We start from the raw sequence: 26,251 nt of genomic DNA, 5'->3' as shown, positions 1-26,251 counted from the left end.
GGCACCACGCGTGCCCGGCCCTTCTCGTGCCCGCCTCCCGAAAGCGAGTCAATGCCATGACTACCACCGAGCCGATCGTCTCGCCGCACACCGCCGCCGTGCTGGCCAGGGTCGCCGCCGAACGCGCCCGCCAGGACGCGCTGTGGGGCGAGCAGAACCACCCCGACGGCACCGGCCCCGACGTCGAGCTGACCGGGCTGCTGCGCCGCGCCGTCACCGCCGCCCACACCGCGCGGTTCACCACCGAGATGGCCCGCGCCGAAGGGCGCCTCACCTGGCTGCACATCCTGCGCGAAGAGGTCTACGAAGCCTTCGCCGAACACGACGACGCCAGGCTGGCCGACGAGCTGGTCCAGGTCGCCGCCACCGCGGTGTGCTGGGCCGAGGCGATCGAACGCCGCACCGGCCGGGGCGTGGCCGCGTGAGGCGCGCTCGAGTGCCGGTGCTGCGGGTGATGGTCGGCGGGCCCGGCTGTGGGAAGTCCACCTACTGCGACCGCCAGCTGGCGTACGGCGGGTTCGGGGTGCGGCTGTCGCTCGACCGGGCCCGCGCCGTCCTCGGCCGCCACGAGCACGACCCGGCCGCCACACCGGCCGCGGTCCGGGCCGTGCACGCCATCGCGGACGCGCTGCTGGCCGCCGGACACGACGTCACGATCGACGCCACCGCCACCACCGCGCGGGAACGCGGCACCTGGCTCGACCTCGCCGGCCACCACCGCGTCGCGGCCGACGCGGTGATCGTGCGCGCACCGCTCGACGTCGCCCTGGCCCGCAACGCCGGCCGATCCCGGCCGGTGCCCGCACCGGTCGTGCGGGAGTACTGGCACCGCGTCGATGCACTCACCCCGGCCGTCCTGCGGGCCGAAGGGTTCCGCGCCGTCACCGAGGTCGACACCACATCCACGCTCACCTGGGAGATCTGCTGATGTACACCGTCACCGACTTGTTCTGCGGCGCCGGCGGATCCGGTCTCGGAGCCACCGCCGTGCCCGGCGTCGAGCTGGTCATGGCCGCCAACCACAGCCCGCGCGCCATCGAAACCCACCAGCTCAACTTCCCCGGCTGCGACCACGACTGCGCCGACATCTCCCAGGTCGAACCCCGCCGCTACCGCCGCACCGACATCCTCTGGGCCTCCCCGGAGTGCACCAACCACTCCATCGCCAAAGGCCGCGCCCGGACCAAGAACGACCACCAAGGCGTCCTGTTCGGCGACGACCAGGTGCCCGACCACGTCGCGGAACGCTCCCGGGCGACGATGTGGGACGTGCCGCGCTTCGCCGAAGCCCACCGGCACGAGATCGTGATCGTCGAGAACGTGGTCGACGCGGCGAAGTGGCCGCCGTTCACCGCGTGGCTGGCGTCGATGGACGCGTTCGGCTACGACCACCGGATCGTCTCGCTCAACTCCATGCACGCCCCGGCGATCGCCGCCCCGCGCGCACCGCAGTCCCGCGACCGGATGTACGTGGTGTTCTGGCGCAAGGGCAACATCGCGCCCGACCTCGACATCCGCCCGGCCGCGTGGTGCCCGGAGTGCGAGGTCGAGGTGGCCGCGGTGCAGTGGTGGAAGCCCGGCCGCACCGTGGGCCGCTACCGCCAGCAGTACCTCTACCGCTGCCCGAACAGCCGGTGCCGCAACACGATCGTCGAGCCCTACGCGCTGCCCGCGGCGTCGGTGATCGACTGGTCGCACCTCGGCCAGCGCATCGGCGACCGCGACAAGCCACTGTCGGAGAAGACTATCGAGCGCATCCGGGCCGGGCTGGAGCGCTACGCGCGGCCGATGACGTTCGAGGCCACCGGCAACACCTTCGTCCGCCCGGGCTCCGGCTACGCGAGGGCCTGGCCGGCCGACTGGCCGACAGCGACCCTGACGACTTCGCACACCCGGGCGCTGCTGGTGCCCAGCGGTGGAACCCGCAACGAGGACGCCCGCCCGGTCGCCGACCCGTTCCGGACCCGCACCACCAGCGAGTGGGAAGGGCTGCTGGTCCCGCTGGAGGGCCGCGACGGCAAGCACGCCTCAAGCACCGGTGACCCACTGCGCACCCAGACCGCGCGGCACGAGACGGCGCTGGTGGTCCCGTACTACCGCACCGGGGTGGCGCGGCCGGCGGCCTCGCCGATGCCGACAATGACCACGGTCGACACCGCCGGGCTGGCGTTCATCGCCGAACTGCGCGGCGGAGGCTCCGACGCCCGCGACGTGGCCGAGCCGCTGGCGACGGTGTGCGCGTCGGGCAACCACCACATGCTCGTGCGGCACAACACCGCCCGCGGCAACCCCGGCCAGATGTGCACGCCCGCGACCGAACCCGCCCGCACGCTGACCACGGCCGGGCACCAGTCGCTCGTGGGCTGGCCCGAGGTCCCCCCGGCGGTGGAGGACTGCACGTTCCGGATGCTTTCCGTTCGTGAGGTGCAAGCCGCGATGGCGTTCACCCCGGACTACGTCGTCACCGGTAGCAAGCGGGAGCAGGTCCGCCAGCTCGGCAACGGCGTCACCCCACCGGCCGCCGAATGGCTCGTGGGCGCAGCGGTCGCCTCACTGGAACGCACTCGCCGGCGTCGTGCCGCGGCGTGACCGTTTTGCCCCGCTTCGCCATTCCTGCCGCGTAGTCTGAAACCACTGAGTGCGCGGACACGGCACACGCCCCCGGACGAGGCGCGAGTGCGAATCCTGAGAGTCAAATTCAAATAGCAATATTGCACATCGTCAACTTGTCGGACGAGGGGGAGTTTGGTTATCATTAGTTTGATGCATGCCCTGTATTGAAGGAAGTTTCGCATGCGACAGTTCAAGTACAAGTCCAGCCAAGAGCTGGTCGCGAAGGCTTTGAGTGGAAATCTTGCCGATCAGGTCGATTGCGACACGGCGATCTTGATCTGACCACATGTCAGTCTGCAGTCTTGAAGTCTGCTTTTCCATATGCGCCAGAGCCTTGTTTGCTTGTCGGTGAAATAGAATTCCAACCGCATTGGTAATCACGCCTGACCCACTGACGATCAGAGAGATCTGGACCCCGTTTCCGACAAGCCTAGTGGCGCCGGACAGTATTGCCAGAATAACGCCGATTGCGATCACGAGCATGCCCAGCCACGAAGACCGGCGGCTATTTGTTGAACTGCTCCGAGCTTCAACTAGGCCGTGCGCGTAGTACTCGATGAGCAGGTTAGTAAAACGAGCGCCTTGCAAGTCTGACTCTAGACGAGAAACCCTAGAATTGACATCTAGTCGCGGCTCGCCAGAAGGACGCGTTTCACGAGTTGTCGTAGACAGCGTACTTGCTTCCGCGTCTTCGGCAATCTTCTGATATCGCTCAAGTAGCTCTCGGTACCCTATTCCGGTCGATTTGACGGCGTCCGACGTGACAGCTTTCAGGCGTTCGCGCTCGGTATCAACTTGCTCGTCGTAACCTCTCGTTCCTCTGTCGAATAGAATAAATGTTCCAACGGCTGTTGACGCCACCGCTAGAACCCCAAGGGCCAGGCTGACAAAGGAGCCTGCATCTGTAAGCGGAAAGCTTGTGATGGCGTATACGAACGCCGATCCAGCAATTAATGCGATGAATGAGACTATGGCGGCGCCAAGCCGAAATTTGGACTGCGTCTTTGGTTCTGCGCGCATCGCCTTTCGCGCATCACTCCCTTTTGTATCCTGTTGCTCACCGGTCATATCAAGGCTGTCGCGATGAACCCTTGGACCGTTACTAGAGGTTCATAACGATCAAATGACCAATCGATTTTGTCACCCTGGCAGACCGCGCCATACGGCCATGGCGCCGTACAGCGCCGGGCGCCCTCTTTCCGAACCTTGGGGACGACGACGTCGCACCTCGCTGCGCAGTACGCGGCTTCACAAGGCAAGCAATGCCGCATGACGGGAGAACGCCATGTCCAGCACACCCGCACCAGCCCGGTCGCCGTGGCCACTGGGCAACACAGTGGCCTGCTCCAAGCACAAGCAGGCCCACGGCTGGGGCAACGCCGTCCCGCCGGCTATGGCCGAAGTCCTCGGCTCGGCCCTGATCGAGACGTTCACCGGCAAGCGGCTGGAGCCCACCGCGTGAACGCGCGGCGCGGTTTCGGCGCCGCCTGCACCACACGCACGATGGAGGTAACGCCATGGCCAGCACGAACACCTCACGCCTGTGGTCGGTCGGACCCGGCGGCCGGTCCCGGCTGCGCACCGGCGCCGCACCGGAAACCATCCGGGTCCTGACCGCCGCGCTCGACGGCCGCATCATCCCCGACACCTACGTCGCCGACGGCGCACCCGTCGTCGTCGAGCAGGTCTCCGGCGCGGCCGACCCCACCGCCGGAGACGACGACGTCGCGCTGCCCGTGGCCGCCTCGGTGCTCAAACCCGCTCTACTGGCCAACTTGCTGGCCACCCACACCGACGTGATCCAGAACAAGGTCAACGAGAAAGGCGACACCTACGACGTGGAAATCTCACCGCCCACCAACGTCCTCGGAGCTGTCCTCGCCGGCCGATCGTGGCCGGGTCTGCCCGTGCTGCGACGGATCATCTCCACCCCGGTGCTGCGCCCGGACGGGACGCTGCTGCAAACCCCCGGCTACGACCCGGCCACCGGCTTCTACCTCACCGCCAACGGCCACCTCGACCCCATCCCGGACAAGCCCACGCCGGAGCAGGTCACCGCGGCCCGGGAGTTCCTGCTGGAACGGTTCCTGCACGACTTCCCGTGGCGCTCGCCGGCCGACCGCGCGAACTACCTGGCGCTGCTCGTGACCCCGCTGATCCGGCCGTTCACCAACGCGCTGTCCCCGTTCGGGATGATCGAGGCGTCCATGCCCGGCTCCGGCAAGACGATCCTCGCCGGGTGCGTCGGGCTGCTGGTCGGGCAGCGGGTGCTGACCTGGACCGACTCGGACGAGGAACTGCGCAAGTCGATCACCACGGTGCTGTCGGATTCGGTGGGCGTGGTGGTGTTCGACAACCTCACCGAAGGCGAGACGGTCAACTCGGCCGTGCTGGCACGGCTGGTCACCGAACGGACGTGGTCGGACCGGCGGCTGGGCACGAACGTATCGAGCAACTTCGCCAACGACCGGCTGTGGCTGGCCACCGGCAACAATCTGCGCACCGGCGGCGACATGGCCTCGCGCACAGTGTGGGTGCGGCTCGATCCGAACTGCCCTCGCCCGGAAGCCCGCACCGGCTTCACCATCCCCAACCTCGACTCCTGGATTCTCGACCCGGTCAACCGGGCCACGGTGCTCCGCCACGTCCTCACGCTGGTGCTCGACTGGACGGCCAATGGCGCGCCGATCGCCACAAATGTCCCGCAGATGCGGCAGTTCACCCGCTGGGCCCAGTACCTCGGTGGGTTTCTCGCCCATCACGGCGTGACCGGGTTCCTGGCCAACGCCGATGCAGGGCGCGGCCTGGATGAGGACCACGCGGAGTGGTACGCGTTTCTGGCCACCTGGCGCGACCTCTACGGCGGTGAGCCGTTGTCCGCGCAGCAGTTGCGCGCCGATGCGGAACCCGAGTACGGCGCACCTGATCGATGGAAGGGGACGTTCCCGACCACTGCCGCAGGCAAGCCCCTGACCCCGAAGTCGCTGGGAAAGAGGCTGGCAGGGCAGAAGGACCGCTGGCGTGGCGACCTGGTGTTACGCAGCGAAGTCGACTCGCACACCAAGATGAAGCTCTACACGGTCGAACGCGGCACCGATTCGAGCTGACTTCTCAAACAAACACCGCAAACACCGCAAACACCGCAACTGGTCCTGAAAAGTAGCTCTGAGCAGTGAAAACAGGTTCACGGAAGTTGCGGTGTTTGCCCTTAGACCAGGAGTCACCAAACACCGCAAACACCGCAAGTTGCGGTGTTTGCGGTGTTTAGACCTCGGGCTGTCAACCTCAAACACCGCAGATAGATCCCCAGGTCAGAGCAACTTTTGCGGTGTTTGCGGTGTTGCGGTGTTTGGTTCCGGCCTCCCACGCCTGAGCCCCCGTCCTCTCTGCCAGCCTGCCCAACCCGGCAGGCACTCAACGTGATGAACCCGCCCCCTTGGGACGCGGGCGATCAGTCATGCACCGCGACCAGAAAGGCCTACCCCCATGAATGCCGAGACCAAGCCCACCGAGAACGACACGGTCGTAGTGCGAGTCGAGGAAGCCGCCCGGTTGCTCTGCATCGGGAGGACGCGCGTCTACGACCTGATCAGCTCTGGCGAGCTGAAGTCCGTGAAGATCTTCGGCGCGCGGCGAGTCCCGCGCGCCGCGATCGACAGCTATGTCCACGCCCTGCTGCAGGAAGGGGAGGCTGCCTGATGCCACGTCGTGCAGCAAATGGTCTCGGAACCATCGTCAAACGGGCTGACGGCCGCTACCAGGCCGCTGTTTACGTCCTGACGACGACCGGCGACCGCAAACGCAGGTTCGTCTACGGGAAGACCTGGGATGAGGTCAACGCCAAGCGGGTCGAGATGCTCGACAACAACCGCAAGGGCGTTCCGTCGATCTCCTCGAACATGAAGCTCGGGGACTACCTCGACTACTGGCTGGAAGAGATCATCAAGGTCGACCGCGGGCCGTCGACCTACTCCGGGTACGAGATCGTCGTCCGCCGCTACATCAAGAAGCACCTGGGCACGAAGCGGCTCAATGCGTTGACCCCGGCCCATGTTCGGGGGCTCGTGGCGAAGCTGCGGAAGGAGCAGACCGTCCTCGGCAAGCCGCTCTCGGACCGGTACGTCCAAAACGTGTTCGAGACCCTGCGCAGCGCGCTGAGCAACGCCGTGCGCGAGGAACTGATCGGCCGCAACGTCGCCCGCCTGGTCGAGACGCCCTCGCGCGGCGAGTTCGAGGTGGAGCCGCTGTCAGAGGCGCAGGCGAAGGCGTTCGTGAAGACGGCGTCGGCGCACTGGCTCTACGCGCTGTGGCTGATCCTGATCACGACCGGCCTGCGCAAGGGCGAGGTACTTGGCCTGGCCTGGTCCGACATCGACATGGAGACCGGCGCGTTCCGTGTCCGGCGGACCGTGCAACGTGTGCGCGGCCGGCTGGAGTTCGGGAAGACGAAGACGAAGAAGTCCACCCGTTCGCTCTACCTCGGCCGGGTGTGTATCGCCGCCCTGGTCCGGCACCGGGAGGAGTCAGCCAAGCGGCTCAGCTCCACGCTGAACCTCGCGCCGGGTCAGCCGGACGACCTGATCTTCGTGACGAGTTCGGGGCGTGTGGTCGAGCCGAGGAACGTCAACACGATGCTCCGCCGGCTGTTGCGTCGCGCCGGGCTCGACCCGACGCGGGTACATGACCTGCGTCACACGGCGGCCACGCTGCTGCTGATGGACGGCGCCACGATCCGGGAGGTGATGGAGCAGCTGGGGCACGCCTCGATCGCGACCACGGCCAACATCTACGGGCATGTCCTGGACGAGGCCAAGCAGCGGATGGCCACCCGGATGGACCGGCTGGCGGACGACAACTGATGTCAATCGGTGATGTCAGCGGGGCCCCTAGTGATCTTGGGGGCCCCGTTTCCGCTGGTGGGCGCAGCAGGGTTCGAACCTGCGACCGCTCGGGTGTAAACCGAGTGCTCTTCCGCTGAGCTATGCGCCCGGACGGCGGCGGCCCGCCGAAAGGGGACCGCCGCCGGGAAGCCTCACGCCAGTTCGGCGACGGCCTTCTTCCAGCCATGCTGGTCGCGCGCCTCGCCCGGGGCGTTCACCTCGGCGAAGCGGACCACGCCTTCCTTGTCGACCAGGAAGGTGCCGCGGACCGCGAGACCCGCCTGCTCGTTGAAGACGCCGTACGCGCGAGCCACGTCACCGTGCGGCCAGAAGTCGGACAGCAGCGGGAACTGGTAGCCCTCCTTCTCGGCCCACGCCTTCAGCGAGAACGGCGTGTCGACCGAGACGCCCAGTACCTGGACACCCTTGTTGTCGTAGTCGGCGAACTCGTCGCGGAGCTGGCAGAGCTCGCCCGTGCAGATGCCGCTGAACGCGAACGGGTAGAAGACCACCAGCACCGGCTTGTCGCCCCGGAAGGACGACAGCTGCACCGGCTGCTTGTTGTAGTCGTTGAGCGTGAAGTCAGGGGCCTCAGAACCGACCTCGACGGTCATACCGCGTTTCCTCTCCCGTACGGACACGTGCCTGCGACGACAACCCTATCGTGTCAGCCGGGCGGGGCCGGTTCAGCGCTGTTTCGACTTCGACTTGGGGGACACCAGCCTCGTGCCGAGCCAGTTCGCGCCGACGCTGATGTTGGCGGTCTGGGCCAGGCCCACCACCGGCACCGCTTCGGCGATTTCACTCGGCTCGACGTGCCCGGGCTGTCCCGTCTTCGGGGTCAGGACCCAGATCACGCCGGTTTCCTCCAGGGGGCCCCTGGCGTCGATGAGCGCGTCGCCGAGGTCGCCGTCGTCCTGGCGCCACCACAGCAGCACCACGTCGATGACCTCGTCGGCTTCCTCGTCGAGGATGTCCCCGCCGATCTGCTCCTCGATCGCCGCACGGAGGGCGTCGTCGACGTCCTCGTCCCAGCCGATCTCCTGGACCACCATCTCGGGCTTGATGCCGAGCCTCTCGGCGACGCCGGTCTGATCAGCGTCTCCCGCGGCGACCACTGCTTTCACTCCTCCAACTACGACGGAGCGTGGCGCTCTAGCACCCTCGTGGAGGGTACGGCTGCGCCACACTCGGCTACCCGGTTGCCGATAGCGAACACTGGTGCGGCTCTGCGCGCAACCGTCCACACCGGATCTGTGACAACTCGTGTCGCAGGATACGGGCCGCCGGGCCCCCGCCGCGACGGCGTTTCGGGTGCCTCGGGGACCGGTCTGCCACCCCGCCGGAGGACGTCCCCTAGGGTGATGAGGAAGAAAACGCGCGCGCGGATACACCGCGCGCGGGGAGCGACTCGATCGGGTCGGCTGATGTTACCGCCTAGTAGCAGTGCGGAAGCCGGGAGGGAAGACGACGATGGAGAGTCGTACACCCCCGAGTACGAGCACCACCGGCTACAACTTTTCGCAAGGAGACCCCTTGGCCCCGCAGAACGACGGCGCCTCCGGCAAGGAGACCCCGGCACGCGTACGCGTAATCCGAGACGGATTGGCTGCGCACCTGCCCGACATCGACCCGGAGGAGACCGCCGAGTGGCTGGACTCCTTCGACGAGGCGCTGGCCAGGGGAGGCCAGCAGCGGGCCCGGTACCTGATGCTGCGCATCCTGGAGCGCGCCCGGGAACGCAACGTCGGTGTGCCCGCGCTGACCTCGACGGACTACGTCAACACCATCCCCACCGAGAACGAACCGTGGTTCCCCGGTGACGAGGAGATCGAGCGGCGCTACCGGGCCTACATCCGGTGGAACGCCGCGATCATGGTGCACCGGGCGCAGCGCCCCGGCGTGGGCGTCGGCGGCCACATCTCGACCTACGCCTCCTCCGCCGCGCTCTACGAAGTCGGGTTCAACCACTTCTTCCGCGGCAAGGACCACTCCGGCGGCGGCGACCAGATCTACATCCAGGGGCACGCCTCCCCCGGCATCTACGCCCGCGCGTTCCTCGAGGGCCGGCTGTCCGAGCAGCAGCTCGACGGCTTCCGTCAGGAGTACTCGCACGCCGGTGAGGGCGGCGGCCTGCCGTCGTACCCGCACCCGCGGCTGATGCCGGAGTTCTGGGAGAACCCGACGGTGTCGATGGGCCTCGGCCCGATGAACGCCATCTACCAGGCGCGGTTCAACCGCTACCTGCGCGATCGCGGCATCAAGGACACCAACGACCAGCACGTCTGGGCGTTCCTCGGCGACGGCGAGATGGACGAGGCGGAGTCGCGCGGCCTGATCCACATCGCGGCCGGCGAAGGCCTCGACAACCTGACCTTCGTGATCAACTGCAACCTGCAGCGGCTCGACGGCCCGGTGCGCGGCAACGGCAAGATCATCCAGGAGCTGGAGTCGTACTTCCGCGGCGCCGGCTGGAACGTCATCAAGGTCATCTGGGGCCGCGAGTGGGACTCGCTGCTGCACGCCGACCGCGACGGCGCCCTGGTCAACCTGATGAACGTGACGCCGGACGGCGACTACCAGACGTACAAGGCCAACGACGGCGCCTTCGTCCGGGAGCACTTCTTCGGCCGCGACCCGCGGACGAAGGACCTGGTCAAGGACCTCTCCGACGCCGACATCTGGAACCTCAAGCGCGGCGGCCACGACTACCGCAAGGTGTACGCGGCGTACAAGTCGGCGCTGGAGCACCACGGCCAGCCGACGGTGATCCTGGCCCACACGATCAAGGGCTACGGCCTGGGCCCGGCGTTCGAGGGCCGCAACGCCACGCACCAGATGAAGAAGCTCACCCTCGACGACCTCAAGCTGTTCCGCGACTCGCAGCGGATCCCGATCAGCGACGAGGAGCTCGAGCGCGACCCGAAGCTGCCGCCGTACTACCACCCGGGCAAGGACTCGACGGAGATCGAGTACCTGATCGGCCGGCGCAAGGCGCTCGGCGGCTTCCTGCCGGAACGCCGCCCGAAGTCGGCGAAGGCGCTCGTGCTGCCCGGCGACAAGGTCTACGAAGGCGTCCGGAAGGGCTCCGGCAAGCAGGAGGTCGCCACGACGATGGCGTTCGTCCGGCTGGTCCGCGAGCTGGCGAAGGACTCCGAGATCGGCAAGCGCGTCGTCCCGATCATCCCGGACGAGGCCCGCACCTTCGGCCTCGACTCGATGTTCCCGACGGCCAAGATCTACAACCCGCACGGCCAGACGTACACGTCGGTCGACGCGAGCCTGATGCTGGCCTACAAGGAGTCCGAGAAGGGCCAGCTGCTGCACGAGGGCATCAACGAGGCGGGCTCGACCGCGTCGTTCACCGCCGTCGGCACGTCGTACGCGACGCACGGCGAGCCGATGATCCCGATCTACATCTTCTACTCGATGTTCGGGTTCCAGCGGACCGGTGACGGCCTGTACGCCGCCGCCGACCAGATGGCCCGCGGGTTCGTCATCGGCGCCACCGCCGGGCGCACCACGCTGACCGGTGAGGGCCTGCAGCACGCCGACGGGCACTCGCTGCTGCTGGCGTCGACCAACCCGGCGGCCGTGGCGTACGACCCGTCGTGGTCGTTCGAGATCGCGCACATCGTCAAGGACGGCCTCCGCCGGATGTACGGCGAGACCGGCCCGGACGGCAACGGCGAGAACGTCTTCTACTACATGACGATCTACAACGAGCCGTACCAGCAGCCCGCCGAGCCGGAGAACCTCGACGTCAACGGCCTGCTGAAGGGTCTGTACAAGTACGCCGACGCCCCCGAGGGCGACGGCGCCGAGGTGCAGATCCTCGTCTCGGGCGTCACGATGCCGGACGCGCTGAAGGCGCAGAAGCTCCTCGCCGAGGAGTGGGGCGTGCGGGCGGCCGTGTGGTCGGCGACGTCGTGGACCGAGCTGCGGCGCGAGGCCGTGGAGATCGACCACGACAACCTGCTCTACCCGGGCAGCGAGCCGCGCGTGCCGTACGTGACCGAGGCGCTTTCGGGCACGAACGGCCCGGTCGTGGCGGTGTCGGACTGGATGCGCGCGGTGCCGGACCTGATCCGCCCGTACGTGCCGACCGACATGCTGACGCTGGGCACCGACGGGTTCGGGTTCTCCGACACCCGGCCGGCGGCGCGGCGGAAGTTCCTGGTCGACGCCGAGTCGATCACCGTCGGCGCGCTGTCGATCCTGGCCAAGCGCGGCGAGGTCGACCAGGCGAAGGTCCTTGAAGCGGCCACGAAGTACCGGCTCGACGACATCGCGGCCGCCGGGCCGCAGACGTCGGATTCCGGCAGCGCGTGACCTGGTGCTAGAGACGCAGTGCTAGAAAGGGACCCGGCAGACATCAGATGTCTGCCGGGTCCCGCTTGCTAGGGAGTTGATGAAGGTGACGAAGCGCCGACTGCCCAAGCCGGACGAGCTGAAGCAGCTCCTGCGGCCCAAGCCGATCGTGCTGAACCCGACCGACCGGCGCCTCGGCAACGCCCACACCATCGCCGACCTGCGGATGATCGCGCGCAAGCGGACCCCGCGAGCGGCCTTCGACTACACCGACGGCGCGGCCGAGCTCGAGGACAGCCTGCTCCGCGCCCGCCAGGCCTACCGGCGGGTCGAGTTCCACCCGAACGTGCTGCGCGGAGTGTCCGATGTGGACACCACGCGCGAGATCCTCGGCAAGACGTCGGCCCTGCCGTTCGCCTTCGCCCCCACCGGTTTCACCCGGATGATGCAACACGAGGGCGAGCGCGCGGTGGCCCGCGTCGCCGAACGCAACGGCATCCCGGTGGGCCTCTCGACGATGGCGACGACGTCGATCGAGGACCTCGCCGCCGCCGCGCCCGAGGCCCGCAAGTGGTTCCAGCTCTATGTCTGGCGCGACCACGGCGCCGGCGAAGATCTGATGAATCGCGCGTGGGCGGCGGGCTACGACACGCTCATGCTGACCGTCGACACCCCGGTCGGCGGGGCCCGGCTGCGCGACGTCCGCAACGGCCTGACCATCCCGCCGGCGCTCACGCTCAAGACGTTCCTCGACGGCGCGACGCACCCCGCGTGGTGGTTCAACCTGCTCACCACCGAACCGCTGCAGTTCGCGTCGCTCAACCACTTCGGCGGCACGGTCGCCGAGCTGCTGAACAAGCTCTTCGACCCGACGCTGAACTACGACGACCTCGACTGGGTGCGCCGCACCTGGCCCGGGAAGCTCGTGGTCAAGGGCGTGCAGAACGTCCAGGACGCGCGCGACGTCGTCAAGCACGGCGCCGACGCGGTGCTGATCTCCAACCACGGCGGCCGCCAGCTGGACCGCGCGCCGACACCGCTGGAGCTGCTCCCGGCGGTGCTCGACGAGATCCAGGGCGGCGCCGAGGTCTGGATCGACACCGGCATCCTCTCCGGCGGCGACATCGTCGCGGCGATCGCCCGCGGCGCCGACGCCGTGCTGGTCGGCCGCGCGTTCCTCTACGGCCTGATGGCCGGCGGCGAGCGCGGCGTCCAGCGCTGCGTGGACATCCTCCGCACGGAGATGGTCCGCACGATGCAGCTGCTGGGCGTCCGCACCCTCGCCGACCTCACGCCGTCGCACGCCACCCTGCGGTAGCCGCTCAGACCTGCGCCTGGCCGCCGTCGACGAAGAACTCGACGCCGTTGACGAAGCTGGCATCGGCCGACGCCAGGAACAGCGCCGCGCCGGCGATCTCGGACGGGGCGCCGACGCGGCCGAGCGGCACAGCGGCCGCCATCCCGTCCAGCAGCTCCTGCTCCGCGCCGGGGTCGGCCAGGCCCAGCAGGCCCGGCGTGTGCGTCGGTCCCGGGCTCAGCACGTTCACCCGGACGCTCTTGCCGGCCAGGTCGAGGGCCCAGGTGCGGGCGAAGTTGCGGACGGCGGCCTTGGTCGCGGCGTAGACGCTCATGCCCGGCGCCACGCGAGTGGACGTCGTCGAGCCGGTGATGATGATCGACGCGTTGTCGTTGAGCAGCGGCAGGGCCTTCTGCACGGTGAAGACGACCCCCTTGACGTTCGTGGCGAACGTGGCGTCGAGCTGCTCCTCGGTGATCTCGCCCAGCAGCTGGTTCACGCCGCCGCCGGAGTTGGCGACGACGACGTCGAGACCCTTCCCGCGCTCTTCGACGGCCCGGTAGAGCGCGTCGAGGTCGGCGGGCTTCGAGGAGTCGGCGCGGATCGCCTGCACGCTGCCACCGATCTCGGCGACGGCGTCGTCGAGCACCTCCTTGCGGCGTCCGGTGATGAACACGTGCGCGCCTTCGGCCGCGAACCGCTTCGCGATGGCGAGCCCGATGCCGGTGCCGGCGCCGGTCACGACGGCCGTCTTGTCCTTCAGTGTGCTGGTCACGATGCTCCCCTGGTCGAGTTCTTGACTGTCTCGTCCAGAACTTACGCCGTTATGGACGAGACAGTCAAGAATGGGTACGCTTGAGCCATGGCACGACCTCGGAGCTTCGACCAGGACGCGGTGCTGCGCGCCGCCAGGGACCAGTTCTGGGCGACCGGCTATGCGGGCACGAAGATCGACGACATCGCCGCCGCGACCGGCCTCGGCAAGGGCAGCCTGTACGGCGCCTTCGGCGACAAACACGCGCTGTTCCTGCGCGTCTTCGACGACTACTGCACCGAGTCCGCCGAGTCGACGCGCCGCGCGCTGGAAGGCCCCGACAGCGGCGCCCTCCGGCGGATCCGCGACTACGTCGCCGGGATCGCCGAATCCACGGCGGCGGACCGGGACCGCCGGGGCTGCCTGCTCGCGAAGGGCGCGGCGGAGTGCGCGGAGCACGACGAAGCCGTCGCGGCCCGCGCCCAGCGCGTCTTCCACGACCTGCGGGAACAGCTCACGGCGAGCGTCGCGGCAGCCCAGCGCGCGGGCGACATCGCCGGCGACCAGGACCCGGCCCACCTGGCGAGCCTGCTGCTGGCCGTCACCCGCGGCATCGAAGCCCTCGGCAAGGGCGGCTCAAGCCCCGCCGAACTCCGCACGGTCGCCGAAACCGCCCTGGCCGTCCTTCCCAAGCCGTAACCCACGTGATCAGACCCGTCATTCGCGTGACGGGTTCACGACCGGCCAGTTGCGCCGATTGGCCGCAAGTTCTTGACGGACCGCCCGGTTTGTGAGGAGGATCACGGACACTCGCCGAAAGGCCGTTTTCGCATCGTGGAAAACGGAGGTCGCCCGTGTTCGTGCAGGCCCTGTTCATACAAGACGTGACTCCCCTCGGCTCGCTGGGCCTGTCGGCGCTCGTCGCCGTGCTGCCCCTGGCCACCGTCCTCGTCCTCCTCGGCGTCGTCCGGATGCGGGCGCACCACGCCGCCCTCATCGGGCTGCTCGTCGCGCTCGTCGTCGGGATCGCCGCGTTCGGCATGCCGATCGTGCAGGCCGTCTCCGGCGCGCTGTCGGGCGCCGCGTTCGGGCTGTGGCCGATCATGTGGATCGTCGTCAACGCCCTGTGGATCTACCGGCTCACCGTACGGACCGGGCACTTCGACGTCCTGCGCCGCTCGTTCGGCCGGATCTCCGACGACCCCCGCATCCAGGCCCTGATCATCGCCTTCTGCTTCGGGGCGCTGATGGAGGCGCTGGCCGGGTTCGGCGCGCCGGTCGCGATCAGTGCCGTGATGCTGGTGGCCGTCGGCTTCCACCCGGTGAAGGCCGCCGTCGTCGCGCTGGTCGCGAACACCGCGCCGGTCGCGTTCGGCGCCATGGGCACGCCGGTCGTGACGCTCGCCCAGGTCACCGGCCTGCCGCTGGAGCAGGTCTCCTCGATCGTCGGGCGCCAGACGCCGTTGCTCGCCCTGGTCGTGCCGCTGCTGCTGGTGATCATCGTCGACGGCAAGCGCGGCCTGAAGGACACCTGGCTGCCCGCGCTGGTCTGCGGGGTCGCGTTCGGGGTGGTGCAGTTTCTCGCGTCCAACTACGTCTCACCGCAATTGGCGGACATCGGTGCCGCGCTCGCCGGCGCGGCCGCCCTGGTGGCCCTGCCGCAGACCCGCCGCGCGGTGCCCGAAGCCGTCCGCGTCGGGATGGGCGGCACCGCGACCGCCGACGCCGAAGCGCCGCCGGAGGACTCACGCCGCGACGTCGTCAAGGCCTACATGCCGTACGCGCTGATCATCGTGATCTTCTCCCTCGCCGTGCTGCCGCCGATCAAGAAGCTGCTCGACAAGGCGACCTGGAAGTTCCACTGGCCCGGGCTGAACGTCGCCGGGCCGAACGGGAAACCGGTGTCCGGCAACACGTTCTCGCTGCCGTTCCTCAACACCGGCGGCACCCTCGTGCTGATCGCCGGGATCATCACGGCGGTGGTGCTGGCGGTACGCGCGAGCGGCGCGGCGAGCGAATGGCTCGCCACGGTCAAGGAACTGCGGTTCGCGATCCTCACCGTCACCAGCGTGCTCGCGCTGGCCTACGTGATGAACCTGTCCGGCCAGACCAGCACCATCGGCACGTTCATCGCGGCCGCCGGCGCCGCGCTCGCGTTCCTGTCGCCGGTGCTCGGCTGGTTCGGTGTCGCCGTCTCGGGGTCCGACACGTCGGCGAACGCGCTGTTCGGCGCCCTGCAGGTGACGGCGGCCCACCAGACCGGCCTGCCCGCGGACCTGCTCGCGGCGGCCAACAGTTCCGGCGGGGTGCTCGGCAAGATGGTCTCGCCGCAGAACCTCACCATCGCCTGCGTCGCGGCGAACCTGCCCGGCGAAGAAGGCAAGCTGCTGCGCAAGGTCCTGCCGTGGAGCGTGGGGCTGCTGCTGGTGATGTGCCTGATCGTGTGGGGTCAGAGCACGCCGGTGCTCAGCTGGATGCTGCCATGACGCCGTGGTCGCGCGCCGCGACGCGCTGCTTGGCCGAGCGGTTCCACGTCCACCAGCCGTGCACGACCAGCCCGGCGAACACGATGTAGATCGCGGCCGAGAAGTACAGCCCCGAGGAGATCTGCAGCGGCACGCCGATCGCGTCGACGACCAACCAGACCAGCCAGAACTCGACCAGCCCCGCGCCCTGCGCGCCGAAGGCGACGAGGGTGCCGACGAAGATCGCGGCGTCCGGCCACGGCGCCCACGACGCGTGCAGCGCGTCCAGGACCAGCGCCATCACGGTGGTGCCGGCGACGAACGTGCCCAGCATGACGAGCCGTTCGGTGAGCCGGCCTTGGCGCACGACGACGCCGAACACCGGGTCCTTGCGGCGCGTCCAGGCCCACCAGCCGTAGACGGAGATGGCGAGGATGGCGACCTGCCGGGCGGCGAGCCCGCCGAGGTGCGCGGAGGCGTAGACGGCGAACAGCAGCACGGTGGCGCCGACCTGCACCGGCCACGTCCACAAGGTGCGACGTTGCGCGAGGAACACCACGGCCAGCGCGAACACCTGCCCGGCGAACTCGGCGATGGAGATCCACTGTCCGAGCACCCGGAAGCCGTGTTCCAGCAGGTAGTTCACGTGACGCCCCTTTCGTCCTACCGCTGACCAACATGCTCCGGGAGGGGCGCATTCCCTAGGGACTGTGAGGCGCGGAACATCCCACCTCGTGGACGTCGCCGACGCGGATCGTGCCGCCGCGGACGACGCGGGCGTGCACGCCGAGCTTCAGGTCGTTGGTTTCGGCGATCGTCCTGAGCAACCCGGGTGCGGCCGGGAGGTCGTCCCACGGCAGGTCCACCATCACGCAGCGGACGGCCCGGCGGAGGATCTCCAGCTCGACCCCGCCGATCCGGACCCGCTCCCCCAGCCAGGCTTCCTCGGCCAGTTCCGGTGACGAACCCGTGTCCAGCAGCAGGTTCGGCCGCAGCCGCCGTGCGTCGATGTCGACGCCGGGCGCCCGTTCGGACAGCCAGGCCAGCGACGACGTCGTCACCAGGTGGACGGCGGCCTCGTCGTGGTGCGGGATCCCGGCCTCCCGGACCAGCCGGACACCCCCGCGGCCCAGCGCGGTGGCGATCTCCTCGTGGGCCGCGTCGCCGCGGACCGTGCGCCCGTCCGGGAGCGTCACCACCGGGACGTCGCCGTCGTAGCGTGCGGCGAACTCGTGCAGGCCCGCCATCCGGCGGAACCGGCGGGTGCTCTTGCCGCTGCCGAACTTGCCGTCCGGGTCGCGGACCGCGTACAGCCGGTCGCCGTCGAGGCCGCGCTCGCCGAACTCCCCCTCGGCCAGCCGCTCCCCGCGCATCGACTTCACCGGATAGCGCCACAACGCCGTCACGACCCCCATGCCCCCAGCGTAGAGACGGGCCCGGCAGCTTCCTCGTCTGCCGGGCCCGTCTCGTCACTCCCCTGCTCAGATCTGGGGGCGCGGGGTCCCGACCGGCGGGGTCGGGGTGTTGTCGGCGCCCACGGTGGCGCGCGGCGCCTCGCTGCGGCCCATCTCGCCGGTCCGCTGCTGCGGCGTCTCGGCCATCTGCTGCTGCATGTTCGCCATCCAGCCGCGCCAGCGGTCCTGCGCCGGCTTGATCAGGCCGCCGCCGAAGCCGACGACGATGACGCCGCCGATGGTGGCCAGCACGGCGATCAGGACCGGGCCGGTGATCGCGGTCGCGATGTTGACCTGGCCGAGCGCGGCGATGATGCCGAACGCCATGATCAGCCAGTAGGCGCCGGTGGCCAGGTACCGGCCGGCCGGGCGGCCCGACATCGCCGACGAGACGACGTCACGCACGACCTTCGCGATGGCCGCGGCGACCACGATCAGCACCAGCGCGACCACGATCCGCGGCAGGAACGCGATGATGTCGTTGAGCAGCTGGCTGACCGGGTTGGTCGGCCCGAACACGCCGAACGCCAGCTGCAGCGCGATCAGCAGGACGAAGTAGTAGACCAGTTTCACGAGGATCCCGGCCGCGTCGATCTTCTGCTGGCCGATGCTGGCGGAAAGGCCCGTCTTCTCGATCAGCTTGCCGAAGCCGACCTTTCCGAGGACGAGGCTCAGGCCTTTCGCGATGGCCTTCGCGATCAGCCAGCCGATCAGCAGGATGATCAGGAAACCGACGAGTTTCGGGACGAACGTGGCCACGAGGTTCCACGCCTGTCCCAGTCCGTCCTTGAGTTGCTGGCCCATGCCGACTCCCTCTTGATGTTTCGCACCGAATCGCGCCGCGATTCGGGTGGTGCCGCTGTTGTGCACCGGATCGTTGATCAGGTACCCACCGGCGGCAACTCGTGCGCCCCACGATCGAGTGAGACGACTGGCGCGCAAAGATCGTTGGTGGCCATACTGGTTCTACCGGTGGGGACCGGGGAGACGAGGCCGTCCGGCGCAGCGTAAACCGCAAGCGCCGGGCGGCCTCGAGCATTCGGGGGAACCGGGTGTCGCGGGCCGTGAACAAACCGGCCCCCGGACGCCGAAGCGGTCCGAGGGCCGGATGAACAACCGGGAAACGTCAGGCGGCGCGCAGGGCGTCCCGCAGTTTCACCTTCGCGCCACTGCGCATGACGGCGTTGCGATAGATCCTCGCGGCGAGCCAGATCAGCACCGGGATCATCAGCACCACCAGCCCCACCGACACCACGGCTTCCCACACCGGCACCCCGCCCATCGCCAGCCGCATCGGCATCAGCGTCGGCGCGAAAACCGGAATCACGGAAAGCACTTCGGCGAACGTGTTGCCCGGATCCGACGGCAGCACGGAAATACCCACCACGTATCCGGCGATCACGAACATCAGCGCCGGCATCACCGCGCCGCCGACGTCCTCCTGCCGGGAAACGAGCGCGCCCAGCGCGGCGAACACGATCGAGTACATGAAGAACCCGAGCAGGTACCAGACGATCAGCCAGACGACCGTGCCGATGGCCGCGGAAACGGAAATGGTGAGCACCCCCGTGGCCAGTCCGGCGATCACCCCGCCGGCGCCGATCACGACCATCTGGATCAGCCCGACCACCCCGATGCCGAGCACCTTCCCGGCCATCAGCTGCCACGGCTTGATCGTCGACAGCAGCAGTTCGACGACCCGTGACGTCTTCTCCTCGACGACGCCCTGGGCGACGCTCTGGCCGTTGATCATCAGTGAGAGGTAGATCAGGATGCCGGCGATGATGCCGAGCACCAGCTGCTGGCCGTTGTAGTCGTAGGGCTGCTCCAGCGGCGGATCCTCGGCGAACGTCGCGGTGGCGACCGCGGCTTCGAACTGTGCCGGGTTGCCGCCCAGCGCGGTGATCTGCTGATCGAGCGCGACCTGGCGGGACAGCAGCTGCAGCACGTTCGCGAGCTTGCTGTCGAGGTCCTTCTTCACCTGGACGTGCACGCTCTTGCCGTCGCCGGTGAGCAGCGCGTCGATCGAGCCGTCGGCCAGCTTCGCGCGCCCGGCGGCTTCGTCGGTCACCTGGGTGACGTCGATGCTTTCGTCGACCGACTTGCCGGCGGACTGCAGCGGCGCGGTGAGCCCGGCCGTGGCCGGGGTGAAGCCGACCGTCGCGTCGGCGCCCCCGCCACCCGAGATCAGCTTGATCACGACGATGCCGACGACGATCAGCAGCAGCATGACGACCGTGGTGACGCGGTACGCCTTGGACCGCACGCGGGTGCCGATCTCGCGTGAGGCGACCAGGCCGACCGCGCTCAGCGGGGTCATCCGGACGTCCGGGACCGGGGTGCTCATGCGGGGACCTCCTCGGTCGTCACGACGGTGCGGAACAGGTCGGCCAGGGTCGGCTGCTCGCGGGCGAACTCGCGCACCGGCCCGGTGGCCAGCGCGGCCTTGAGGACGTCCTGGTCGTCGGCGTCGTCGGCCAGCTCGAGCTCGGTCACGGTGCCCTTCCGGCCGAGGACCTTCACCCCGGCGAGGCCGTCGGCCCAGCCGTCACCGGCCCCGGGGACGTCGACGCGCAGCCGCACCGCGCCGCCGGAGCGCAGCTCTTCGACCGTGCCGACCTCCACCATCTGTCCACTCCGGACGATGCCGACCCGGTCGCACAGCCGCTCCACCAGGTCGAGCTGGTGGCTGGAGAACACGACCGGCACGCCTTCGCCGGCCTTCTCCTTGAGCACCTGGCTCATCACGTCGACCGCGACCGGGTCGAGGCCGGAGAACGGCTCGTCGAGCACCAGGATCCGCGGCTCGTGCACCAGCGCCGCGGCCAGCTGGACGCGCTGCTGGTTGCCGAGGCTGAGCTTCTGCACCTCGTCGTCGCGGCGCGCGGCGACCCCGAGCCGCTCGGTCCACTTCACCGCGGACGCCTTGGCGTCGGACGCGGACATCCCGTGCAGCCGGGCCAGGTAGGTCAGCTGCTCCCCCACCTTCATCTTCGGGTACAGCCCGCGTTCTTCGGGCATGTAACCGATGTGACGCCGCGTTTCGTGCGTCACGGGTTCGCCCGCGTAGCGCACCTGGCCGGCGTCGGCGGAAAGAACGCCCAGCGCGATGCGCATGGTCGTCGTCTTCCCGGCGCCGTTGCTGCCGACGAAGCCGAACAATTCGCCCGGCCGGACGTCGAACGTCATTTCGCGCAGAGCGACCACGTCGCCGTAGCGTTTGGAGATCGCGTCGATCTCTAGACCGGTCATCCCGGTGCCCCCATTTCCTCCGCTTGGCTGCGATCGTAGGCAGGGGGTACACGCGCCGCATAGCGACCCGCGTTGCCATCGCGGGCTACGAAAGTTGCGGCCACGTAGGATCGCGTCGAAATGGCCGAACCCACCACACGGCGTGTGCCGAAGCACCACGGACTGTCCGCGAAGACGCTCCGGCGGCTGGAGCACGCGTCCGGCAGCCTGGCGAGCGCCAGCATCGCCGTCATGGAACAGCGGCTGTCGTGGTTCGCCCGGCTGCCCGCCGACCAGCGCGCGAGCGTCCTGCTGATCACCCAGGCCGGCGCCGCCGGTTTTGTCGGCTGGCTGCGGGACTCCAAGGAAGCCCTGAAGCTCACGACCGAGGCGTTCCGCGACGCGCCGGCCGAGCTGTCGCGGTGGGTCAGCCTGCGCCAGGCCGTCGGCATGGTCCGGCTCGCCATCGAGGTTTTCGAAGAACAGCTGCCGGAGTTCGCGGCGAACGAGGCCGAGCGGGCCGCGCTGATCGAGGGAATCCTCCGCTACGGCAGGGAAATCGCCTTCGCCGCGGCCAACTCCTACGCCGCCGCGGCCGAGGCGCGCGGCGCCTGGGACGCCCGGCTGGAGGCGCTCGTCGTCGACGGCATCGTCCGCGGCGACGCGGAAGAGTCCGTGCTGTCGCGCGCGACAGCGCTGGGCTGGGACCCGACCGCCGCGGCGACGGTGCTGGTGGGCAACCCGCCGTCGGAGGACCCGCCGACGGTGGTGTTCGAGGTCCGCAGCCGCGCCGCCCGGGTAGGACGTCCGGTGCTGCTGTCGGTGCAGGGCTCGCGACTGGTGGTCGTCGTCGGCGGCGCGACCGAAGGCGGCGTGAAGGAACGGGAAATCCTCGGCCGGATGTCGGTGGCCTTCGCCGACGGCCCGGTGGTGGCCGGCCCCACGGTCCCGACCCTGGCGGAAGCGCACCACAGCGCGACCGAGGCGTTGTCGGGCCTGCGGGCGGTGGTCGGCTGGCCGGGCGCGCCCCGCCCGGTGCGCTCGGCGGACCTCCTCCCGGAGCGCGCCCTTTCCGGCGACGCCGAAGCCGAGCGGCTGCTGGTCGACACGATCGCCCGCCCGCTGGAGGAAGCCGGCCCCACGCTGCAGCGCACGGTGGAGGCCTACCTCGAGAGCGGCGGTGTGCTGGAGACGTGCGCGAAGACGCTGTTCGTCCACCCGAACACGGTCCGCTACCGCCTGCGCAAGGCGGCGGACCTCACCGGCTGCCAGCCGACGGACCCCCGGGACGCGCTGGTGCTGCGGATCGCGCTGGCGGTGGGCCGGCTGGCCCGCGCCCGCGGCCTCTGGTAACCCCGGGCCAGAGCGCAGCTCCAGCACTGCTTGCAGGTAGGGCTCAATGCCCGCCGGCCGCGACGGGTACCGCGGTTCTGGCCTTCGGATCGGAGTAGGCGTGCGACGAACACAGTGCCCGGCGAGCCGCGCGAAGCCAGGAGGCCGCAGTGGCCGGGCGGGAGCGCCCGGGCATGCCCGCCTTGCTCCGGTGAGCCCCTTTACGAGAGCCCCGTCACGTGATGGACTTAACAGCGAAAGGTGGTTGAACCCGACAAGGCATCCGGGTTACGTGCGAGGTTGCTCGGCGCTTCTTTGGAGGTTTCCGACAAAGACTCCGGGCAGACACTGTGAGCGTCGGCATCCCGCGGAAGTGCCGTCGCCGTGTTGTCTTAGAGGGTGACAGCAGCAGTGCTCGCTCCCGGTCAGGGATCCCAGGCCCCCGGCATGTTCACGCCCTGGCTCGACCTCGACGGCGCCCGCGAGCGCGTCGCCCAGTGGTCCGAGCGCGCGGGGCTCGATCTGCTTCGCCTCGGCACGGAAGCCGGCGCCGAAGAGATCCAGGACACCGCGATCGCGCAGCCGCTGATCGTCGCGTTGTCGCTGCTCACCTTCGAGCACCTCCAGGCCACCGCGCCGGTCCCCGCCGACACGCCCGTCGCCGGGCACTCGGTCGGCGAACTGGCCGCCGCCGCGATCGCCGGGGTGCTCGAGCCGGCCGACGCCATCGCGCTCGCCGCCGTCCGCGGCGCCGAGATGGCCAAGGCCTGCGCGATGGAACCGACGTCGATGGCCGCGGTGATGCTCGGCGACCCCGAGCAGGTCGTCGCGTGGCTGGGCGAGCAGGGCCTGACCGCGGCGAACCGCAACGGAGCGGGGCAGATCGTCGCCTCCGGCGCCGCCGACGCGATCGCGAAGATCGTCGCCGAACCCCTGGAAGGCACGAAGATCCGCGCCCTCAAGGTCGCCGGCGCCTTCCACACGCACTACATGGCGCCCGCCGAAGAGGCGTTGCGCGCCCACGCCGCCGAACTGACGCCGGCCGACCCGACCCGCCCGCTGCTGTCCAACGCGGACGGCGCCGTCGTCACCAGCGGGGCCGAGTACCTGGAGCGGCTCGTCGCGCAGGTCACCCGGTCGGTCCGCTGGGACCTGACGATGGACGGCCTGGTCTCGCTCGGCGTCACCCGCACCGTCGAACTCGCGCCCGCGGGCACGCTGACCGGCCTGGTCAAGCGGCAGCTCAAGGGCGTCGTCACCACTACCACCGCGCTGAAGACGCCGGCCGAACTGGCCGCGCTGCGCCAGGAGGACGCCTCGTGACCGACCGACCGGCCCTGAGCCTCAACCCGGGCTCCCGCGGCAGCCGTGTGCTGGGTATCGGCAGCGCGCAGCCGGAGAGGATCGTCACCAACGACGATCTCTCGAAGATCATGGAGACCAACGACGAGTGGATCCAGACGCGCGTCGGCATCATCGAGCGCCGCTTCGCCGAGAAGGGTGAGCTGCTCACCGACTTCGCCGTCGCCGCCGGCACCGCCGCGCTGGCCGACGCCGGGGTCGAGCCGTCCGAAGTGGACACGGTCATCCTGCCGAACTGCACGATGCCGACGCAGATCCCGAACGCCGCCGCGCAGGTCGCCGCCCGGATCGGCATCCCGAACCCGGGCGCGTTCGACCTCAACGCCGCGTGCGCCGGGTTCTGCTACGGCCTGGGTGTCGCGTCGGACCTGGTCCGCGGCGGCTCGGCCAAGAAGGTCCTCGTGATCGGTGCCGAGAAGCTCACCGACTGGGTGAACCCGACCGACCGCGCGAACGCGATCATCTTCGCCGACGGCGCGGGCGCCGCGGTCGTCGGCGCGTCCGACGAGCCGCAGATCGGCCCGGTCTCCTGGGGCAGCGCCGGCGACCTCGTCGACCTGATCGGGATGACCGAGGAGAAGTTCATCTTCCAGGAGGGCCAGTCGGTCTTCCGGTGGGCGACCACCCGGATCGCGCCGATCGCGCTGCGCGCGCTGGACGTCGCCGGGCTGAAGCCGTCCGATGTGGACGTGCTGATCCCGCACCAGGCGAACCTGCGCATCGTCGAGGCGATCGCGAAGAAGCTGCGGGCCAACGGGGCCCGTGACGACATGGTCGTCGCCGACGACATCAAGTACTCCGGCAACACCTCGTCGGCGTCCATCCCCCTCGCGCTGGACCACATGCGCAAGGCCGGGACGGCGAAGTCCGGTGACGTGGTGCTGGCGGTCGGGTTCGGCGCGGGCCTGTCCTACGCCGGGCAGGCGTTCGTCTGCCCCTGATCATCCCGTTACGCTCCCCGCGGGCACTCGCCCACGGGTACCAAGAACCCCCAGTAAGACCGAGAAGGGAACTACCCCATGGCTGACAACGCTGAGATCCTCGCCGGCCTCGCCGAGATCGTCGAAGAGGTGGCCGGTGTGGCTCAGGACGACGTCACCGCCGAGAAGTCGTTCGTGGACGACCTGGACATCGACTCGCTGTCGATGGTCGAGATCGCCGTGCAGGCCGAGGACAAGTTCGGCGTCAAGATCCCGGACGACGAGCTCGCCAACCTGAAGACCGTGGGCGACGCCGTCAACTACGTGTCGGCCAACTCGAAGTAAGTCCTCTTCCCTCCTTGAGGAGACACCCATGAGCAACATCGACGTCGTGATCACCGGTCTCGGCGCCACCACACCGCTCGGCGGGGACGTGACGTCCACCTGGGACGGTCTGCTGGCCGGACGGAGCGGGGTCCGGACGATCGAGGCCGACTGGGTCGAGGAGCTGCAGCTGCCGGTCAAGATCGGCGGCATGCTGGCCGTCGATCCCTCGGAAGTCCTGCCGCGGGTCCAGGCCCGCCGGATGGACCGCTGCGAGCAGGTCGCGATGATCGCCGCCCGTCAGGCGTGGGCCGACGCCGGCTTCACCGAACCGACGGACGAGCACACCGACGTCGACCCCGACCGCCTCGGCGTGTCGATCGGTACCGGCGTCGGCGGCCCGGTCACCCTGCTCACCCAGAACGATCTGTTGCACCAGCAGGGTCTCCGCAAGGTGTCGCCGCTGACCGTGCCGATGCTGATGCCGAACGGCCCGGCCGCGCACGTGGGCATCGACCTGAAGGCGCGGGCCGGGGTGCACTCCCCGGCCTCGGCCTGCGCCTCGGGCGCCGAGGGCATCGCGAGCGGGGTCGAGATGATCCGCTCCGGGCGCGCCGACGTCGTGGTCGCCGGGGGTGCCGAAGCGTGCATCCACCCGATCACGCTCGCCGGGTTCGCCCAGGCCCGCACGGTGTCCACGCGCAACGACGACCCGGGTGCCGCGTCGCGGCCGTTCGACGCGAACCGGGACGGCTTCGTCCTCGGCGAGGGTTCGGGCGTGGTCATCCTGGAGCGCGCGGACCTGGCGAAGGCCCGCGGGGCGCGAATCTACGCGACGATCGCCGGGCACGGCATCACCTCGGACGCCTACCACATCACCGGCAACCACCCCGAGGGCATCGGCCAGATCGCCGCGATGCGCGCGGCGATGAAGATGGCCGGCGTCACCGCGGCGGACGTCGGGCACGTGAACGCGCACGCGACGTCCACTGTGGTCGGTGACATCGGCGAGGCGGCCGCGATCCGCAAGGCGGTCGGCGACCACGCGATCGTCACGGCGCCGAAGGGTTCGATGGGTCACCTGGTCGGCGGGGCCGGCGCGGTCGAGGGGATCATCACGATCCTCTCGCTGTACCACGGCATCGTCCCGGCCACGATGAACCTGACCGACCTGGACCCGCGGGTGCAGCTGGACGTCGTGTCGGGCGAGCCGCGCAAGGTCGAGCTGACCGCGGCGATCAGCAACTCGTTCGGGTTCGGCGGGCACAACACCGCTCTGCTGTTCACCCCGGCGGCCTGAGCACGCTG

Annotated in this window: 25 protein-coding genes and 1 tRNA gene; 16 read left to right on the top strand and 10 right to left on the bottom strand. The window is 69.3% G+C overall.

Going from position 1 to position 26,251, the window contains the following annotated elements:
• Window positions 1-56: 56 nt before the first annotated feature.
• Genes OHS18_RS41825 through OHS18_RS41815 form a run of 3 tightly spaced genes read left to right on the top strand, consistent with a single transcriptional unit; the run spans window position 57 to window position 2,589 of the window.
• A complete protein-coding gene (locus OHS18_RS41825; RefSeq protein WP_328614515.1) occupies window positions 57-425 on the top strand; it encodes a hypothetical protein in 369 nt (122 codons plus the stop codon).
• Window positions 422-928: an ATP-binding protein gene (locus tag OHS18_RS41820; RefSeq protein ID WP_328614514.1), complete on the top strand. Its 507-nt coding sequence runs from the start codon at window positions 422-424 to the stop codon at window positions 926-928. The genes OHS18_RS41825 and OHS18_RS41820 overlap by 4 nt, the downstream gene beginning before the upstream one ends.
• Window positions 928-2,589 (top strand): DNA cytosine methyltransferase, encoded by a 1,662-nt coding sequence (locus OHS18_RS41815; RefSeq protein ID WP_328614513.1) that lies wholly within the window; start codon window positions 928-930, stop codon window positions 2,587-2,589. The genes OHS18_RS41820 and OHS18_RS41815 overlap by 1 nt, the downstream gene beginning before the upstream one ends.
• Before the next feature lie 132 nt (window positions 2,590-2,721).
• On the opposite strand, the gene OHS18_RS41810 is transcribed toward OHS18_RS41815, so the two are convergent.
• Window positions 2,722-3,681, bottom strand: coding sequence for a TRADD-N-associated membrane domain-containing protein (locus OHS18_RS41810; RefSeq protein WP_328614512.1), 960 nt, complete (start codon window positions 3,679-3,681; stop codon window positions 2,722-2,724).
• 217 nt (window positions 3,682-3,898) lie between these two features.
• On the opposite strand from OHS18_RS41810, the gene OHS18_RS41805 reads away from it, so the two are divergent.
• The 4 genes from OHS18_RS41805 (at window position 3,899) to OHS18_RS41790 (ending at window position 7,472) form a co-directional block, all read left to right on the top strand.
• Window positions 3,899-4,075 (top strand): hypothetical protein, encoded by a 177-nt coding sequence (locus tag OHS18_RS41805; RefSeq protein WP_328614511.1) that lies wholly within the window; start codon window positions 3,899-3,901, stop codon window positions 4,073-4,075.
• 55 nt (window positions 4,076-4,130) lie between these two features.
• A complete protein-coding gene (locus OHS18_RS41800) occupies window positions 4,131-5,720 on the top strand; it encodes a hypothetical protein (protein ID WP_328614510.1) in 1,590 nt (529 codons plus the stop codon).
• 379 nt (window positions 5,721-6,099) lie between these two features.
• The gene (locus tag OHS18_RS41795) at window positions 6,100-6,312 is read left to right on the top strand and encodes a helix-turn-helix domain-containing protein (protein WP_328614509.1); all 213 of its coding nucleotides are present in this window, start codon (window positions 6,100-6,102) and stop codon (window positions 6,310-6,312) included.
• A complete protein-coding gene (locus OHS18_RS41790) occupies window positions 6,312-7,472 on the top strand; it encodes a tyrosine-type recombinase/integrase (RefSeq protein WP_328614508.1) in 1,161 nt (386 codons plus the stop codon). Before OHS18_RS41795 ends, OHS18_RS41790 begins: the two co-directional genes overlap by 1 nt.
• Window positions 7,473-7,527: 55 nt before the next feature.
• Here the strand turns inward: OHS18_RS41790 and OHS18_RS41785 are convergent.
• The 3 genes from OHS18_RS41785 to OHS18_RS41775 all read right to left on the bottom strand — a co-directional run bounded on the left by OHS18_RS41785 (window position 7,528) and on the right by OHS18_RS41775 (window position 8,611).
• Window positions 7,528-7,602, bottom strand: a tRNA-Val gene (locus OHS18_RS41785).
• A 43-nt stretch (window positions 7,603-7,645) separates the two neighbouring features.
• Window positions 7,646-8,107, bottom strand: a complete 462-nt coding sequence (locus OHS18_RS41780; protein WP_328614507.1) for a peroxiredoxin — start codon at window positions 8,105-8,107, stop codon at window positions 7,646-7,648.
• Between the two features lie 72 nt (window positions 8,108-8,179).
• Complete coding sequence (locus OHS18_RS41775) at window positions 8,180-8,611, bottom strand: DUF3052 domain-containing protein (protein ID WP_328443117.1); 432 nt, start codon at window positions 8,609-8,611, stop codon at window positions 8,180-8,182.
• A gap of 418 nt (window positions 8,612-9,029) precedes the next feature.
• Here OHS18_RS41775 and aceE point away from each other — a divergent pair, with 418 nt between their 5' ends.
• Both aceE and OHS18_RS41765 read left to right on the top strand, forming a co-directional pair.
• Window positions 9,030-11,825: a pyruvate dehydrogenase (acetyl-transferring), homodimeric type gene (aceE, locus tag OHS18_RS41770; RefSeq protein ID WP_328443118.1), complete on the top strand. Its 2,796-nt coding sequence runs from the start codon at window positions 9,030-9,032 to the stop codon at window positions 11,823-11,825.
• Window positions 11,826-11,910: 85 nt separating this feature from the next.
• A complete protein-coding gene (locus OHS18_RS41765) occupies window positions 11,911-13,122 on the top strand; it encodes an alpha-hydroxy acid oxidase (RefSeq protein ID WP_328443119.1) in 1,212 nt (403 codons plus the stop codon).
• 4 nt (window positions 13,123-13,126) lie between these two features.
• On the opposite strand, the gene OHS18_RS41760 is transcribed toward OHS18_RS41765, so the two are convergent.
• The gene (locus OHS18_RS41760) at window positions 13,127-13,876 is read right to left on the bottom strand and encodes an SDR family NAD(P)-dependent oxidoreductase (protein ID WP_328614506.1); all 750 of its coding nucleotides are present in this window, start codon (window positions 13,874-13,876) and stop codon (window positions 13,127-13,129) included.
• Window positions 13,877-13,963: 87 nt separating this feature from the next.
• On the opposite strand from OHS18_RS41760, the gene OHS18_RS41755 reads away from it, so the two are divergent.
• Together OHS18_RS41755 and OHS18_RS41750 are read left to right on the top strand one after the other, a co-directional pair.
• The gene (locus OHS18_RS41755) at window positions 13,964-14,554 is read left to right on the top strand and encodes a TetR/AcrR family transcriptional regulator (RefSeq protein WP_328614505.1); all 591 of its coding nucleotides are present in this window, start codon (window positions 13,964-13,966) and stop codon (window positions 14,552-14,554) included.
• Between the two features lie 170 nt (window positions 14,555-14,724).
• Window positions 14,725-16,341, top strand: coding sequence for an L-lactate permease (locus tag OHS18_RS41750; RefSeq protein WP_328618671.1), 1,617 nt, complete (start codon window positions 14,725-14,727; stop codon window positions 16,339-16,341).
• Here the strand turns inward: OHS18_RS41750 and OHS18_RS41745 are convergent.
• The 5 genes from OHS18_RS41745 to OHS18_RS41725 form a co-directional block, all read right to left on the bottom strand.
• The gene (locus OHS18_RS41745; RefSeq protein ID WP_247062575.1) at window positions 16,322-16,966 is read right to left on the bottom strand and encodes a nicotinamide mononucleotide transporter family protein; all 645 of its coding nucleotides are present in this window, start codon (window positions 16,964-16,966) and stop codon (window positions 16,322-16,324) included. The two genes, OHS18_RS41750 and OHS18_RS41745, sit on opposite strands and share 20 nt — an antisense overlap.
• A 55-nt stretch (window positions 16,967-17,021) precedes the next feature.
• Window positions 17,022-17,735, bottom strand: coding sequence for an MOSC domain-containing protein (locus OHS18_RS41740; protein ID WP_328614504.1), 714 nt, complete (start codon window positions 17,733-17,735; stop codon window positions 17,022-17,024).
• Window positions 17,736-17,801: 66 nt separating this feature from the next.
• The gene (locus tag OHS18_RS41735; RefSeq protein ID WP_328443124.1) at window positions 17,802-18,578 is read right to left on the bottom strand and encodes a mechanosensitive ion channel family protein; all 777 of its coding nucleotides are present in this window, start codon (window positions 18,576-18,578) and stop codon (window positions 17,802-17,804) included.
• Window positions 18,579-18,900: 322 nt separating this feature from the next.
• A complete protein-coding gene (locus tag OHS18_RS41730) occupies window positions 18,901-20,121 on the bottom strand; it encodes an ABC transporter permease (protein ID WP_328443125.1) in 1,221 nt (406 codons plus the stop codon).
• The gene (locus OHS18_RS41725) at window positions 20,118-21,026 is read right to left on the bottom strand and encodes an ABC transporter ATP-binding protein (RefSeq protein ID WP_328614503.1); all 909 of its coding nucleotides are present in this window, start codon (window positions 21,024-21,026) and stop codon (window positions 20,118-20,120) included. The genes OHS18_RS41730 and OHS18_RS41725 overlap by 4 nt, the downstream gene beginning before the upstream one ends.
• Window positions 21,027-21,146: 120 nt before the next feature.
• Here OHS18_RS41725 and OHS18_RS41720 point away from each other — a divergent pair, with 120 nt between their 5' ends.
• The 5 genes from OHS18_RS41720 to OHS18_RS41700 all read left to right on the top strand — a co-directional run bounded on the left by OHS18_RS41720 (window position 21,147) and on the right by OHS18_RS41700 (window position 26,243).
• A complete protein-coding gene (locus OHS18_RS41720) occupies window positions 21,147-22,358 on the top strand; it encodes a PucR family transcriptional regulator (RefSeq protein ID WP_328443127.1) in 1,212 nt (403 codons plus the stop codon).
• Window positions 22,359-22,736: 378 nt separating this feature from the next.
• On the top strand, window positions 22,737-23,660 hold the full coding sequence (locus OHS18_RS41715; RefSeq protein WP_328614502.1) for an ACP S-malonyltransferase: 924 nt from the start codon (window positions 22,737-22,739) through the stop codon (window positions 23,658-23,660).
• Window positions 23,657-24,640 (top strand): beta-ketoacyl-ACP synthase III, encoded by a 984-nt coding sequence (locus OHS18_RS41710; protein WP_328614501.1) that lies wholly within the window; start codon window positions 23,657-23,659, stop codon window positions 24,638-24,640. The genes OHS18_RS41715 and OHS18_RS41710 overlap by 4 nt, the downstream gene beginning before the upstream one ends.
• Window positions 24,641-24,718: 78 nt before the next feature.
• Window positions 24,719-24,964 carry an acyl carrier protein gene (locus OHS18_RS41705; RefSeq protein ID WP_004559006.1) on the top strand — a complete coding sequence of 82 codons (246 nt, stop codon included), beginning with the start codon at window positions 24,719-24,721 and terminating at the stop codon, window positions 24,962-24,964.
• Window positions 24,965-24,992: 28 nt separating this feature from the next.
• Complete coding sequence (locus OHS18_RS41700; RefSeq protein WP_328443130.1) at window positions 24,993-26,243, top strand: beta-ketoacyl-[acyl-carrier-protein] synthase family protein; 1,251 nt, start codon at window positions 24,993-24,995, stop codon at window positions 26,241-26,243.
• Window positions 26,244-26,251 lie beyond the last annotated feature (8 nt).

The organism is Amycolatopsis sp. NBC_00355 (assembly GCF_036104975.1).
Classification (GTDB): Bacteria; Actinomycetota; Actinomycetes; order Mycobacteriales; family Pseudonocardiaceae; genus Amycolatopsis.
The sequence above is the reverse complement of the archived record's forward strand: the minus strand, read 5'-3'. Positions and strand labels throughout refer to the sequence as shown.